Origin of the sequence: Actinoplanes philippinensis (assembly GCF_900113015.1) — a bacterium.
Taxonomy (GTDB): domain Bacteria; phylum Actinomycetota; class Actinomycetes; order Mycobacteriales; family Micromonosporaceae; genus Actinoplanes; species Actinoplanes philippinensis.
This window is the reverse complement of the sequence record NZ_FONV01000014.1, coordinates 260,224-274,783: the sequence shown is the minus strand read 5'-3', so window position 1 is coordinate 274,783 and position 14,560 is coordinate 260,224. Positions and strand designations below refer to the sequence as shown.

12 protein-coding genes are annotated in these 14,560 nt (G+C 71.9%); 6 read left to right on the top strand and 6 right to left on the bottom strand.

Annotation, left to right across the window (positions count from 1 at the left end; all coding sequences use genetic code 11):
• Positions 1 to 76: 76 nt before the first annotated feature.
• Entirely contained in the window at positions 77 to 1,720 is a 1,644-nt protein-coding gene (locus BM290_RS34990) for an APC family permease (RefSeq protein WP_239143903.1), read from the bottom strand.
• A gap of 28 nt (positions 1,721 to 1,748) precedes the next feature.
• On the opposite strand from BM290_RS34990, the gene BM290_RS34985 reads away from it, so the two are divergent.
• From BM290_RS34985 to pseI, 4 genes are read left to right on the top strand one after another with little or no spacing between them, the layout of a single operon-like run.
• Positions 1,749 to 4,130, top strand: coding sequence for a putative bifunctional diguanylate cyclase/phosphodiesterase (locus tag BM290_RS34985; protein ID WP_239143904.1), 2,382 nt, complete (start codon positions 1,749 to 1,751; stop codon positions 4,128 to 4,130).
• Positions 4,131 to 4,190: 60 nt separating this feature from the next.
• Positions 4,191 to 5,252 carry a glycosyltransferase family 2 protein gene (locus BM290_RS34980; RefSeq protein WP_093620257.1) on the top strand — a complete coding sequence of 354 codons (1,062 nt, stop codon included), beginning with the start codon at positions 4,191 to 4,193 and terminating at the stop codon, positions 5,250 to 5,252.
• Positions 5,253 to 5,256: 4 nt separating this feature from the next.
• On the top strand, positions 5,257 to 5,706 hold the full coding sequence (locus BM290_RS34975) for a GNAT family N-acetyltransferase (RefSeq protein WP_093620202.1): 450 nt from the start codon (positions 5,257 to 5,259) through the stop codon (positions 5,704 to 5,706).
• Positions 5,703 to 6,719 (top strand): pseudaminic acid synthase, encoded by a 1,017-nt coding sequence (gene pseI, locus BM290_RS34970; RefSeq protein WP_093620201.1) that lies wholly within the window; start codon positions 5,703 to 5,705, stop codon positions 6,717 to 6,719. The genes BM290_RS34975 and pseI overlap by 4 nt, the downstream gene beginning before the upstream one ends.
• 39 nt (positions 6,720 to 6,758) lie before the next feature.
• Here pseI and BM290_RS34965 read toward each other — a convergent pair whose 3' ends face one another.
• Complete coding sequence (locus BM290_RS34965; protein WP_093620200.1) at positions 6,759 to 8,468, bottom strand: hypothetical protein; 1,710 nt, start codon at positions 8,466 to 8,468, stop codon at positions 6,759 to 6,761.
• A complete protein-coding gene (locus BM290_RS34960; protein ID WP_093620256.1) occupies positions 8,465 to 9,292 on the bottom strand; it encodes a hypothetical protein in 828 nt (275 codons plus the stop codon). Before BM290_RS34960 ends, BM290_RS34965 begins: the two co-directional genes overlap by 4 nt.
• 307 nt (positions 9,293 to 9,599) lie before the next feature.
• Between BM290_RS34960 and BM290_RS34955 the strand changes: the two genes are divergently transcribed.
• Positions 9,600 to 9,944 (top strand): FluC/FEX family fluoride channel, encoded by a 345-nt coding sequence (locus BM290_RS34955; protein ID WP_093620199.1) that lies wholly within the window; start codon positions 9,600 to 9,602, stop codon positions 9,942 to 9,944.
• Positions 9,941 to 10,300, top strand: coding sequence for a fluoride efflux transporter FluC (locus BM290_RS34950; RefSeq protein ID WP_093620198.1), 360 nt, complete (start codon positions 9,941 to 9,943; stop codon positions 10,298 to 10,300). The genes BM290_RS34955 and BM290_RS34950 overlap by 4 nt, the downstream gene beginning before the upstream one ends.
• Here BM290_RS34950 and BM290_RS34945 read toward each other — a convergent pair.
• From BM290_RS34945 to BM290_RS34935, 3 genes are all read right to left on the bottom strand, one after another.
• Positions 10,293 to 12,494 carry an MMPL family transporter gene (locus tag BM290_RS34945; protein ID WP_093620197.1) on the bottom strand — a complete coding sequence of 734 codons (2,202 nt, stop codon included), beginning with the start codon at positions 12,492 to 12,494 and terminating at the stop codon, positions 10,293 to 10,295. The two genes, BM290_RS34950 and BM290_RS34945, sit on opposite strands and share 8 nt — an antisense overlap.
• Before the next feature lie 71 nt (positions 12,495 to 12,565).
• Positions 12,566 to 13,210 (bottom strand): LuxR C-terminal-related transcriptional regulator, encoded by a 645-nt coding sequence (locus BM290_RS34940; protein WP_093620196.1) that lies wholly within the window; start codon positions 13,208 to 13,210, stop codon positions 12,566 to 12,568.
• A gap of 28 nt (positions 13,211 to 13,238) precedes the next feature.
• On the bottom strand, positions 13,239 to 14,543 hold the full coding sequence (locus BM290_RS34935) for a sensor histidine kinase (RefSeq protein WP_239143905.1): 1,305 nt from the start codon (positions 14,541 to 14,543) through the stop codon (positions 13,239 to 13,241).
• Positions 14,544 to 14,560: the final 17 nt, after the last annotated feature.

Below are 14,560 nucleotides of genomic sequence, written 5' to 3'. Positions count from 1 at the left end.
TTGCTTCGCCTCCGGCTCGCTGCATCGCGCCCCGAGAAGCTGGGGTCGAGGGCTCCGAAATCGACCACGGCTTCGCCTAGCCGATTTCGGAGCCCTCGACCCCAGCGGGCGCGATGCCAGTCTGGTTTCGGTCGACCCGTTCCGGGCGATGGGCGCCGGGGTCTCGCTGGCGAGGGATTTTCGGAGGCTCAGCGGCGGAGGCGGATCCGGCGGCAACCGAGGCAGGGCCAGGGGCGGCCGGGGCGGGCTCGGCGTGCGGCGGCGGTGGCGGGGTGATCACGACCGGCGTGCCGGCCAGGCCGATGCCGGCGTAGATCACCGGGCGGAGGCGGCGGAGCAGCAGGGCGTGCCCGACACCCAGCAGAACGCTCGCCGCGAGGGCCGCCGGGATCACCTTGACCAGTGGATATCCGGGTGGCAGGGCGAGCAGCGCGGGCAGGTCGCGGAACGCCAGGACGGCCAGGGCCCCGAGGGACACTGTGGACAGAACGGGCGCGAGAAAGCGGCTCCACGGCCCTTCGGGGCCGGGGACACGGTTGAGGCGCAGCAGCGCGGCCACCGACACGAGCAGCAACAGCGTCAGGATGCTGAGGGACCCACCGGTGATCAGCCAGCGCGCGGTACGCGGCCCGGGGCCGGCGCCGGCGGCGTGTGCTCCGGCCAGCGCGGCGCCCGCGATCAGCGACTGGGTCACCGAGGCGGCGCGTGGCGCGGCGGTCCGGCGACGGGTCCGGCCGAGCACACCCGGGAGCACCCGTTCCCGGCCGAGGGCGTACAGGTAGCGGGTGATGGCCGTGTGCAGCGCCAGGATCGCCGCCAGCACCCCGGCGAGCAGCATCACCCGGCTGAGCGTGACCGCCCACGGGGAGAGCCGCTCGGCGGCCAGGTCGAAGAGCAGCTCCGGACCCCGGGCGGCGGCGGTGGCGACCCGGTCCGGCCCGGCGGCGACGATCATCGACCAGGCGAAGCCCCCGAGGAGCAGGGTGAGCAGGAGCACCGCCCAGTAGCCGCCGAACCCGGCGCTGCGCCGCGGCTGGAAGCCCTCCTCGGCGTATCCGGCGGACGACTCGAGCCCGGCGAAAGCGAGCGCCGCGACGGCCAGGAGAAGCCCGAGCGCCGGGCGGTCGAGCAGGGCCGGCCCGGCGACCCGGATCGTGTCGGCGGTGACCCGGCCGTCGGCGGGCTGCAGCACGCCGGCCGCGCCCACGCCGGCCAGCACGGCCGTCTGCGCGACCGCGACGAGCCCGATCAGCGCGGCGGTCACCTCGATGCGCATCGTCCCGCAGAGCGCGACGATCGCCCAGCAGGCGGCGGCCACCGCCCACCACGGGGCGGTCAGGCCGAGAAAGCTGCTCAGCAGCGGCGCGGCGGCGAGACCGGCCAGCGCGTACAGACCGAACTGGATCGCCTGGTAGCCGGCGATCGCGAGCCAGGCGGCGACGACACCGCCGGGCCGGCCGAGCCCGTGGGCGACCTGTGTGTACGCCGCTCCCGCGCTCGGGAACCGCCGGATCATCGCGGCCTGCCCCGCGCAGAAGAACAGCAGCACCAGCCCGGCCACCGCGAACGACCAGGGCACGAGCGGGCCGGCGCCGGTGGCGAGTGCGGCCGGGACCACGGTGACCAGAGTTACGATCGGGGCGGTCGCGGCCACGCCGACGAAGGCGATGGAGGCGGCGCCCACCCGTCCGGATGCCAGACCCGCCTCGGATGTCTCCACAGATCCATTCAGTCGCAACCCGTCGAGTTTGACAACCGTACGTATCGGCGCACTGACCGTTCGTGACCAGGTTGGCACGAACGCCGAACAGCATGCGCGTTTCCCTCAGCTGAGGGCTCCGGTCGCCGACTGCAACCACGTGCTCGCCACCCAGCAACTGACGGAGTTTCTCGCCGTCGTAGCCGACCGACCCGACGAGGCTGCCGCCCAGCATGCCGCTGTCGAGTGTGCGTCGCGTGCCCTCGGGGCCGACCTCGCGGTACTGACGATCGACGGCGGAATAGCCGCCGCGATCGGTCTTCCCGCCGACGAGATCCCGGTCTACGCGTTGACCGCCGGCTATCACGTCGGCCATCCTGCGACGCTGCGCGCCGGGGAGGTCGTCTACTCGCTCGCGGTCGCCCCGCTCGGCGGCGCCTCCTCCGGGATGCTCGTGCTCGGCCGCCGCTCCGGTGACTTCACCGACGAGGAGGTGTGCCTGCTCCGCGGCATGGCCCGGGTGCTGGAGCTGAGCCTGCAGGCGTTGCACCTGGTCGAGGCGGAGCGTCGCCAGGCTGAGGAGAACAACCGCCTGATCGACTCGCTGCAGCGCCGGCAGCGGCTGTTCGACGAGCTCAGCACGGTGCAGCGGGCGATCGCCCGGCGGGAGCCGCTGCGCCGGATCCTGGACCGGGTCACCGCGGGCGTCGCCGAGCTGCTGAACGTCGACATCGCCGGCCTGGTCGTGCTGGAGAGCGACGAGCCCGGCCGGATGAGCCTGGTCTCCGGCGCCGGCGTGCCGGACGAGGTGCTGGCCCGGATGCAGCGCATCCCGGTCACGTCGCTCGCCGTCGCCGGGCTCGCGATCATGGGCGACGAGCTGGTCGCCGTGGACGACTACGCCAACTCGCCGATCGCCGTGCCGGAGATGGTGGCGAACCGGATCAAGAGCGTGATCGCCGTGCCGGTGCACGAGAACGGCGTGGTCGTGGGCGCCATGTTCGCCGGGTCGCACACCGAGCCGCGTACCTGGGACAAGGCCTCGCAGGAGATGCTGCTGGCCTTCGCCGAGCACGCCGGCCTCGCGGTCGCCGACGCGCGGACGCTCCGCGAGATGAACGCGTCGTTCCATGACGCGCTGACCGGGCTGGCCAGCCGCTCGCTGTTCGTGACGCGGATGGAGAACACCCTGCGCGCGGCCCGCCCCGGTGGGGTCGCCGCGCTGCTGATCGGCCTCGACCGGTTCAAGATGATCAACGACTCGCTCGGGCACACCTCCGGCGACCAGTTGCTCGCCCTGGTGGCCGACCGGCTGCGGGACTGCCTGCGCACCGACGACACCGCGGCCCGGCTCGGCGGCGACGAGTTCGCCGTGCTGCTGCCGGAGACCGGCTCGATGGAGGCCGCCCTCCCGGTGGCCCGGCGGATCGTCTCGGCGATGCGCGACCCGTTCGACCTGGACGGCCGCGAGACGTTCGTGACCTGCAGCATCGGCCTGGCCTTCAGCGAGCCGGGCGAACTCGACGCCCAGGAGTTGCTGGTCCGCTCCGACCTGGCGCTCTTCGAGGCGAAGAAGAAGGGCAAGGACCAGTACGCCATCTTCGAGCCGTCGATGCGCGAGTCCTTCCAGAAGCACCTGGAGATGGAGGCCGACCTGCGCCGGGCCGTGCTGCGGCACGAGTTCCAGCTGCGGTTCCAGCCGATCGTACGGCTGGCCACCGGCGAGATCTCCGGGCTGGAGGCGCTGGTCCGGTGGCAGCACCCGGAGCGCGGGATGATCCCGCCGCTGGACTTCATCCCGCTGGCCGAGGAGACCGGGATGATCGTCCCGATCGGCGAGTGGGTGCTGCGTGAGGCCTGCCGTCAGGCCGCCCGGTGGAACGCGCAGCGCAGCATGGAGCAGTGGCTGACGGTCAGCGTCAACCTGTCGGCGGTGCAGCTGGACCGTGCCGACCTGCCGGAGGTGGTGGGCGCTGCGCTGACCGACAGCGGGCTGCCGGCGCACCGTCTGGTGATCGAGCTGACCGAGTCGCTGCTGGTGGACCACCGCCAGGAGACCCTGGAGCGGCTGCACGCGATCAAGGCCCTCGGCGTACGGCTGGCGATCGACGACTTCGGCACCGGCTACTCGTCGCTGGCATATCTGCGGCGGTTCCCGGTCGACATCATCAAGATCGACAAGTCGTTCGTGGACGATGTCGGCGACGTGCCGGCCGCGGCGGCCCTGACGCTCGGGATCATCCAGCTCGGCCAGGCGCTGCAGCTCTCCACGGTCGCCGAGGGCATCGAGGACGCCGGGCAGCTCAGTGAGCTGGCCGACGGCAACTGTGAGCTGGGCCAGGGCTACTACTTCGCCGAGCCGCTGACCCCCGACGCGATGCAGGCGCTGCTGTTCCCGGAAGCGCCCGAGAGAACGGCCGACAAGCAGTAGACCCGCCCTCGACCCCGTACGTTCCCTCCGGGTTCACGTACGGGGTCGACGGTGTTCGGCATGGACGTTGTGCTGACCGTCGTGGTGCCGGTCTACGCGGTCGCGGACTACCTTCACCAGTGCCTCGACTCGATCCGGGCCGGGCTGACCCCGGAGGAGAACGCGTCGGTCGAGGTCATCGCGGTGGACGACGCCTCACCGGACGACTGCGGCGCGATGCTCGACGCGTACGCCGCCCGTCACGGTGACCTGCGGGTCGTGCACCTGAGCAGCAACGTCGGCCTGGGCCTGGCTCGCAACGCGGGCCTGGCCGAGGCCCGCGGCCGGTTCGTGTGGTTCGTCGACAGCGACGACGTGCTGCCGGCCGGCTCGGTCCGGGCCGTGCTGGAGCGGCTGGCCGAGACCGACCCCGACGTGCTGCTCATCGACCATCTGCGGATGCACGAGGACGGCCGGCTGCAGACCGACGCGAGCTCGGCGCTGCTGGCCGGCCCACCCGACCGGCACCGGCTGATCGGCCTGCAGCACACCGCGTGGAACCGGATCATGCGGCGCGACTTCCTGGCCAAGCACGACCTGCGGTTCCCTGCCGGGTGGTACGAGGACGTGCCGTTCAGCAACCCGGTCCTGATCGCCGCCGAGCGCCTCGACGTGCTGAACCGGGTCTGCTACCACTACCGCATCGGCCGGGAGGGCGCGATCACCGCCACCCGCAGCGACCGGCACTTCGAGGCGTTCGGTCAGTGGGACCGCTTCTACGCCTGGCTGGACGACGCCGGCGCCGACCCCGCGCTGCGCGTCCGTGTCTTCACCCTGATGATCAGCCACCTGCTCGTCGTCGCCGGCAACGAGAACCGGATGCACCCGAGCCGCCGCCGCGCGTTCTTCCGGGAGATCGCGGCGCTGCACCGGCGGCACCGGCCCACCGGCTATCTGCCGCCGGCCGGTGCCTCGGGGCTCAAGCACCGGCTAGTCGCCGCGAACAGCTACCCGCTGTACGCGGCCCTGCGCGCCGGCTACCGGCTGGCCGGCCTGCGCCGCCGGGGCACCCAACGGACACCTGCGGTTTCCCCGGACATCCCCTCGGCGCCACAGCGGGTCAAGACCACCTCCATACCTTGACGGCGTGCTTCGACCCGCCCGTGACTCCGACCGTGACCTGGTCCTTCCCTGGCGCAACCACCCGTCGGTGCGTGCCGTCAGCCTGACCACGCACGAGATCCGACCCGACGAGCACGCCGCCTGGTGGGCCCGGCGCAGCGATGACGTCCTGATCTACGAGGAGGACGGCGTCCCGGCCGGGGTGGTGATCTTCGACGGCTCCACGTGGTCGTTCTACCTCGACGTCGAGGGCCTCGGCCGGCGCCTGCTGCCCGCGTGGATGCGGCTGGAGAAGGAGGCCGTCGAGCACGCGTTCGGCCCGCTCGGCCTGGACACCCTCGGCGGCGAGACGCTCGCCGAGAACACGCAGGTCCTCGCGCTGCACCGGCGATTCGGGTTCCGCGAGACACGCAGATACGAACGGCTGGTCGACGGCGTGCCGAAGACGGTCGTCTGGACGGAGAGAAGCAGATGAGCAACAGGAAGCCGTACATCGTCGCGGAGATGTCGGGCAACCACAACGGTTCGCTCGACCGGGCGCTGGCCCTGGTGGACGCCGCGGCCGAGGCCGGCGCCGACGCCATCAAGATCCAGACCTACACCGCGGACACCATGACCGTGGACGTCAAGCACCCGCGGTTCCAGATCTCCGCCGGGCACGACCTGTGGGGTGGCGACTACCTCTACCAGCTCTTCGAGCGGGCGCACACGCCGTGGGACTGGCACGCGCCGATCTTCGAACGCGCGCGGGAGCGGGGTATCACGCCGTTCTCCAGCCCGTTCGACCGGACCGCTGTCGAGCTGCTGGAGAAGCTGGACGCGCCGATGTACAAGATCGCGTCCTCGGAGATCACCGACCTGCCGCTGATCCGGCTGGCCGCCTCGACCGGCAAGCCGATCATCATCTCCACCGGCATGGCCACGCTCCGCGAGATCACCGCCGCGGTGGAGGCCGCCCAGGGCGCCGGCGCCACCGACGTCACCGTGCTGAGCTGCACCGCCTCCTACCCGGCCCCGCCGGAGGAGACCAATCTGCGGCGCATCCCGGTGCTGGCCGAGGCGCTGCAACTGCCGATCGGGCTGAGCGACCACACGATGGGCATCGGCGTGCCGATCGCCGCCGTCGCGTACGGCGCGGTGCTGATCGAGAAGCACTTCACCCTGGATCGGGCCGACGGCGGTGTGGACTCCGCCTTCTCCCTCGACCAGGCCGAGCTGAAACTGCTGGTCACCGAGTCGGAGCGGGCCTGGCAGGCGCTCGGCACCACGGCGATCGGCCCGACCGAGGCGGAGCAGGAGAGCCTGCGGTTCCGCCGCTCGCTCTACGTGGTCACCGACGTGCGGGCCGGCGATCCGGTCACCGAGGAGAACGTCCGCTCGATCCGGCCGACCGGCGGGCTCGAACCGGACCTGATCGGGACCGTGCTGGGCCGTACCTTCACCGTCGACGCGGCCAAGGGCACACCGCTCACCTGGGATCTGATCTAGACCGAACGGAGAAGGGGGCGGCCGCGGCCGCCCCCTTCGCTATTTCTTGACCTTCTTGTACGCCCGTTTCGCCAGCATCAGCCCGCGGGCGCCCCAGCCGCGCCGGAGCAGTTGCAGCTCCCAGTCCATCCGGCTGAGCGCCGCGTCGCGGGACTGGATCATCTGCTCGTTCCACTCCATCATCGCCAGCAGGTGGCTGGCTTCGTACCGCTGCCGCCAGAGCGCCTCGGTCAGCTCGTGATAGCCGGTCACGTCGACCGGCGCGGTGCCTGGGCGCACGGCGAGCAGCGCCAGCCGCTGCGCCTGCAGCCCGGCCTGGTCCAGGTCGAACTCGGCGCCGTCGATCGTCAGCTGCAGGTCGATCGCGGCCCGCAGCTCCTCGTCGGTGAGGCTGCGCCCGGCCATCCCGACCAGGATCGCGGCCAGGTCGGCGGCGCTCGCGGTGATCGGCCACGGATGCGGGCGGCCCCAGGTGATCAACCGGACCGCGAACTGCCACAGCGTCCGGACCAGGACGAGCTGGGCGGGCAGCGGCTCGGCCGGCTCCCAGCGGGCGGAGAGCACCACCGGTCCGTCACCGGTGATCCCGATGCTGGAGAAGTCGGCGAGCGCCTCGGGGCCGCCGACCGGGCCGGAGCCGAGCCAGGACTCGTACCGGGCGATCTCCTGCCGCAGCCCGCGCACGTCGGCGGCCGCGCAGAGCTCCAGCAGCCGCTCCTCCCACTGCCGGCCGGCGACCGGCCGGATCACCTCGACCCGGCGCAGACCCTGGACCTCACGCGGATCCTCGGCCGGGGCCAGCATCCGCGGGCCGTCCGCCTCGACGGCGTAGACCCCGTTCACGTCGCCGACCAGCACGTCGTGCCGGTGTCGCGGGCGGTCCTCGTCGCCCGGGGCGTGGGCCACCACCAGCCAGCCGCCGGCCACGGTGTCCTCGGCGCCGGCCCGCAGCGCGCGGCTGATCAGCTTGCGCGGATCGCTGAGCACCGGGCGGCCACGGAAGGCCGTGGTGTAGGCCTGCGCCAGCACCGTGGCCAGCCAGGGCCGCGCCGGTGACGTGACGTCGCCGAGCGCGTCGCCGCCGATCAGTACAGCCGGGGCGCCCGGCTCCGGGAAGGCCGCGTAGTCGGCGTCGATCACCAGTCCGGCGCCGGCGAGGTGGGCGGTCAGCTGGGCGCGTGCGGCCGGGCTGGCGTCCGCCTCGCCGGGGTACCAGGCGGCGTCGTCGCGGAACCGGCTGCCCGGGTCGAGCCGGACGGTGTGGTGCACGCCGAGCTGGTTGTCGTGCATCAGGATCAGGGTGCCGCCGGGACGCACCGCACCGGCCAGGCGGTCGAGCAGCTCGACGGCGGAGAGCTGCTCACCCTCCGCGGAGTTCAGGCGTCGCACTCCGTCGGTGGCGACGACCAGGTCGTACCCCGAAGTCAGATCGATCTTGCCGAAGGCGCCGGAGATCACGGTGACCGCCGGATGGGCGCCCGCGGCCCGCTCCGCGTCGGCGAGCGACCGCAGCGCCCAGGTCACCTCGGCGCCCCCGGCGGCGAGCGCGGCCACCAGGCCGGCCGGGTGCGGCCCGGCGATCAGCACGGTACGGCCGGGGCCGCTCGACTCGGCGACCAGGTGCCCGAGCAGCGCGTTGCGCGGGCCGGCCGGATCGCTCCAGTTGAACATCTCACCACCTGCACGGACCAGGTTGGTCAGCGGCGGGGCGGCGAGCGCCGCGGCCATGTCCGGACGGTCCGGGATCACACGTACCCTTCCTTCGGCCAGCCGAGGAGCTTGCGCAGCTCCTGCGGGGAGGCCAGTTCGTCGGCGCCCAGCTGGATGCGGGCGAGTCGGTGGCAGGTCTCGAAGTCGGTCTCCCGGCCGTAGAGCTCCGGCCACTGGCGGTGCAGGCGGGGTTCGCCACCGAACGTCATGTCGGCGTTGTCCAGGACCATCGGGTCGCCGTAGACGGCCGCCTCCCGGCCGGCGAGCAGCCCGTACCAGATCGCGCTGCACAGCCGGTTGGAGACCACCCGGCGGTGCCGGCGCAGCTCGGCGAGCTGGCCGACGAGGAAGTCGCGGTTGTGATCGCGCCACCAGAAGCCCCGGTACCCATGGCAGATGACCCGGAACCCGGCCCGCTCGTAGAGGTGACGGACCGAGCGCATCCGGTACTCGTTCCAGTACAGGCAGGCGGTGATCGGCCCGGTCTCGGTCGCCTTCACCTCGTCGATGAGCCGCTGGTGGTCGCCGTGCACCTGCTGGCCCTCCCAGCCGTGGAAGGGGTAGAAGATGGTCCCCTCACCCGGCTCGGCGGGCGGCGGCGTCATCTCGACCAGGTAGGCGAACGGGGCGCCCACCACGACCACGTCACGGCGGCCCTGCGACCAGGATCGGCGGCGGGTCTCCTCGGACCAGACCAGCAGGGGCGTGCCGGAGACGTACGGCGTACCCGGGGCCAGTCCGTCCCCGATGTTCCAGCCGTGCTGGAGATATCCCTGGATCCGGGGCGGATGCAGCGGCTCCGGCATCTCGCAGTACCGGGCCAGGATGTGGGAGTGCCCGTAGTGGTGATTGGCGTGGTGCATCGTCTTCCGCTCCATCCGCGTGCGGAGCCGCACGTTATCAGCTTTTCCGGCGATGAACCTGCCCACTTTGCCCATTTTTGTAAGCATTCTGCGAACGATGCCGCCGGCAGACAATCACGAAGTCACCACCTCGACAGCCAGAATTCAGGCGGGCGCCCCCACCCGGGGCACTCAGCGGACTATCAAGATCGTGTTCTACAGTGGACGAACAGGTCCGCTCTCCAGCAGGAGCGCCTGGACCGGCCGGGGTGGGCGCCGCCACGTCCCCCCGGCCACCCCACGGCCGGTCGGCTAACGTCGGCGGGTGATGGATCTCGACGTGCACCCCGCCGACCTGGCCGCCGTCGCCGCCGGTGGCGTGCTCGGCGCCCTGACCCGGTTCGGCATCGCCACCGCCTGGCCGCACGAGCCGGGCGGTTTCCCGTGGGCCACCTGGGCGATCAACGTGTCCGGTTGTTTCCTGATCGGGGTGCTCTACACCCGGGTCCGGGGCCGGATTCCACGACTGCTCCTCGGGACCGGGTTCCTCGGCGGCTACACCACCTTCTCCACCGCGATCGCCGAGGTCTCCCAGGCCGGTCTCGTCTACCTGGCCGCCACCCTGATCGGCGCGGTGGCGGCGGTCGCCGCCGGAAGCGTCCTGGCCCGATGACCGCCCTGCTGGTGGCCCTCGGCGCGGCGGTCGGCGCGCCGCTGCGGTTCCTCACCGACCGGGTGATGCAGGCCCGGTTCGGGACGGCCTTCCCGTGGGGCACGCTGACCGTCAACGTGGCCGGCTCGTTCGTCCTCGGACTGGTCCTCGGGCTGCCGCTGGCCCCCGGAGCGGTGGCCCTGCTCGGCACCGGGTTCTGCGGGGCGCTCACCACGTACTCGACGTTCAGCTGGGAGATCCTGGCCCTCACCCGGCGGCGGGAGATCCTCGCCGCCACCGGTTACGCGCTGCTGAGCATCACGGCCGGAATGGGCGCCGCCGTGATCGGCGGCGCCCTGGGTCACCTGATCAGCTGATCAGGGCCGGCTCCCGGTCGTCCGGGCGAACCGGGACGTCCTGCGCGGGCGGCTCGTGAGCGATCTCCGGCAGCCGGCCCAGCCACTTCGGCAGCCACCAGTTGGCACGGCCCAGCAGCGTCATCACCGAGGGCAACAGCACCGCCCGGATGAGCGTGGCGTCCAGCAGGACCGCCGCGGCCAGACCGACGCCCAGCTCCTTGGTGGCGGTCAGCGGCAGCGTGGCGAAGAGCGCGAACACCGCGACCATCACCACCGCGGCGCTGGTGATCACGCCGGCGGTCCGGCCGATGCCCTCGCGGACCGCGTCCCGCGTCGACAGCCCTCGGTCGTGCCCCTCACGGATCCGGCTGACCACGAAGACGTGGTAGTCCATCGAGAGCCCGAAGAGGATCACGAAGAGGAACATCGGGATCCAGTTGGTGATGCCCCCGCCGGAGACGAAACCGAGCTGCTCCTCGAAGTGCCCGTACTGGAAGACGTAGACCAGCATGCCGTAGCAGGCCGCGACCGACAGCAGGTTGAGCACGAGCCCGGTGACCGCGACCACGACCGACCGGAACGACACCAGCAGCAGGACGAAGGCCAGCCCGAGGACGAAGGCGAACACCAGCGGCAGGGTCTTGGCGAGCTGCTCGTTGTAGTCGACGCCACCAGCTGTGGAGCCGGTGACCAGCGCCGTGGCCCCGCCGATCCGGCCGAAGGTGTCCGGCACGACCCGCTCGCGCAGCAGCTTCAGCGCGTCGACGGCGACATCGTCGCTCTCCTTGCCGGCCAGGCCGACCGAGACCACCGCGACGGTCCCGGCCGGGTTGATCTCGACGTCGACCGGCTCGACCAGTTTCCCGCCGCTGCCGGCGACGGCCGCCTTGAACGCGGTCAGCGTCCGCTCGAACTCCGCCGACCGGACCGAGTCGTCCCGCACCACCACCTGGGCCGGAGTGGTCTTGCTCGGGAAGGCCTCGCCGATGGCGAGGAAGGTCTGCACCACCGGGGCGTCCGGCGAGATGTCCTGGATGGCCTGGCCGCGGGTCTTCAGATCGAGTGCGGGGAAGGCCAGTGCGGCCAGCGCGGCGACGGCGACGATCGCCGAGAGCAACGGCTTGGCGAGTACGACCCGGAGCAGCGCGTTCCACACCCGGCCGGCACTGTCGCGCCGGTACAGCCCGGGGATCTTGATGGCGTCGACCCGGTCGCCCAGCGCCGAGAGCAGCGCTGGGAGCACGGTCAGCGAGCCGAGTACGGCCGTGGCCACCACCAGGATGGTGCCGGCGGCGAAGCTGACGAAGACGACGTCCTGGGTGAAGAACATGCCGGCCATGGCGATCATGACGGTCAGCCCGGAGACCCAGACCGAGCGGCCCGAGGTCTGCGCCGCGATCATCAGTGCCCGGTGCGGGTCGACGCCCCGGCGGCGCTCGTCACGCTCCCGGCGGATGTAGAACAGGCAGTAGTCGACGCCGACGGCCAGACCGATCAGCAGCATGACGTGGGTGGTCTCGTCGACCGCGGGAGCGAACCGGCTCGCCGCCGCCATCAGGCCGATCGCCGCGACCACCGACATGATCGCCAGGAGCACCGGCAGGAACGACGCGACCACCGCGCCGAAGGCCACCAGCAGGATGCCGAGCGTGACCGGGATGGAGAGCATGCCCAGCCGGTTCAGGCCGCCCTCCAGCTCCTCACTGACCAGCTGGTCGGCGCTCGCCCCGCCGGCCTCGGCGATATAGAGGTCGGGGTGGGCGCTCTGCACCCGGGCGACCGCCTCCAGGGCCGGGCCGACCCGCTCCTCCGCCGTACCGGGATCACCGGTGACGCTGAAGGTGATCAGCGTGGACCGGCCGTCCGCCGAGTCGATCGGCGGCTGCACGCCGGTGACGTCCCGGACCGTTCCGAGGACCCGGGTGACCTCCTCCGCAGCGGCCACCCGGTTCGTGCCGGCCCGGTTCTGGATCAGCACCATCTCGCCGGCCGGCTGCTCGGGGAAACCGGCCGCCGCGACGATCCGGTCGGCATCGCCGGAGTCGCCGTGCCCGGCCGTGCCCTCGTCCGCCTGGCGGGTGCCGATCTGGGCGCTGAGGACCACCGTCGCGATGACGAAGGCGATCCAGCCGGCTATCGCGAGCGCCCGATGGCGGGCACTCCAGATCGCGACACGAGCCGCGATCCCCTTGACGTCTTCTCTGTTCTCCATGGGGAAGACGCTATGGATTGCGCAGTGGCCGATCGATATGGCGGACACCCGGGTCCGGGGTAGGGCCAGCCCTACGGCTGAAGGTAGGCCAGCACCGCCAGGACCCGCCGGTGCTGCTCCTCGTCCTGGTGCAGACCGAGCTTGGTGAAGATGTTGCGGACGTGCTTCTCCACCGCGCCGTCGGTGACCACCATCTTGCGGGCGATCGCGGTGTTCGACATGCCCTCGGCCATCAGCCCCAGCACCTCCCGCTCGCGCGGGGTGAGGCTGCGCATCGGGTCGTCCCGGCGGCGCCGGACCAGCAGCTGGGCGACCACCTCGGGGTCCAGCACGGTGCCGCCCTCGGCCACCCGCCGGAGCCCGTCGAGGAACTCGGCGACGAGCGACACCCGGTCCTTGAGCAGATAGCCGACCGCCCCGCGGCGGTCGGCCAGGAGATCGTCGGCGTACGACACCTCGACGTACTGGGAGAGCACCAGGATCGGGCTGCCCGGCACCGCGGCCCGGGCCTCGACAGCCGCACGGAGCCCCTCGTCGGTGTGCGACGGCGGCATCCGGACGTCCACGATGGAGACGTCCGGACGGTGTTCCTTGATCGATTGAACGAGGGAGGGCCCGTCCCCGACAGCCGAGACGACGGTATGACCGTTCTCCTCGACGAGCCGGATCAGGCCCTCTCGCAACAGCACCGCATCGTCGGCTATGACCACCCGCATCCGCTCATGCTGTCAGATCGCGTTCGTTCTAGAGGGGCAGCGCCGCGGTGAGGCGTGTGCCGCCGTCCTGCGGGCTGTCCACCGCGAGGACTCCCCCGGCGGCGCGCACCCGGTCGTCCAGGCCGGACAGCCCGTGCCCCTTGGCCAGGCTCGCCCCGCCCACACCGTCGTCGGCGACCGTCACGATCAGGCCGGTGGCGATCCGCTGCACGCTGACCTGCACCTCGCTGGCGTGACTGTGCTTGGCGACGTTGGTCAGCGCCTCGGCCACCACGAAGTAGGCGGTCGACTCGACCCCCGGGTCCAGCCGCTCCATCGCCGGCGCATCCAGGTCGACCGGGATCGTGCACCGGCCGGCCAGCGCGGTCAGCGCCGCCTGCAGGCCCCGGTCCACCAGGATCGGCGGGGCGATGCCGCGGGACAGGGCACGCAGCTCGTCCAGGGTCTCCCGGGTCTGGGTGAGCGCCTCGGCCACGATCGCCCGGGCCCGCTCGGGGTCGTCGGCGAACTGCTGCTCGGCCCGGCCCAGGTCCATCGCGAGGCGGACCAGCCGCTGCTGCGGGCCGTCGTGGATGTCGCGCTCCAGCTTGCGCAGCGCCACCGCCTCGGCCGAGACCGCGGCCGCCTTCTGCAGCTGTGCCACATCCCGCGCCTGCTCGGCCTCGGTCACCTGCCGGCGCAGCTCGTACACACTGACCAGCAGGCCCCGGGCGAACCAGGCCTCCATCAGCGCGACGCCGCGGACCACCCAGGACAGGGTGCCGGCGAAGAAGACGCCGATCGCGAAGTTGAGCAGCATCCGGTTGGCCATCGTGTCCTGGAAGCCGAGGAGCTCGTGCAGCTCGTAGTTGTCCGGCGGGTGCGGCAGCGACCAGTCCCAGAGCGGGTAGGAGAGGCCGCCGAGCGCGAGCGCCCACCAGACGACGACGAAGCAGAAGCCGATGGTGCTCGGGATGAACCGGAAGATCGCGTGCACCAGGTCGAGCCAGGTCTGCCCGTCGCTCAGCGGCCCGAGGGTGCGGCGCAGAAAGCCCTCGCCACGCTTGCTCCGATAGATCGGGTGGGTGCTCTTCACGCCGATGACCGGGCCGATCCGGGCCCGCTCGGCCATGGCGAACCCGCGGGCCAGCATCAGCGTGCCCACCAGGACCGGGAGGCCGATCCAGATGATCGCGGTGCTGATGCCCACGGCGAAACCGGTGATGCCGACGACCAGCGTGATCAGGCCGATCGGGAAGCCGAGCAGTACGTACTGGGTGTCGATGCCCAGCTGGCGCAGGTAGCGCCGGGCGGGGCTACGGGTGGGCGCCGGTTCGGCGTAGGTGGTGGTCATGTCATAGACGCTAGGCA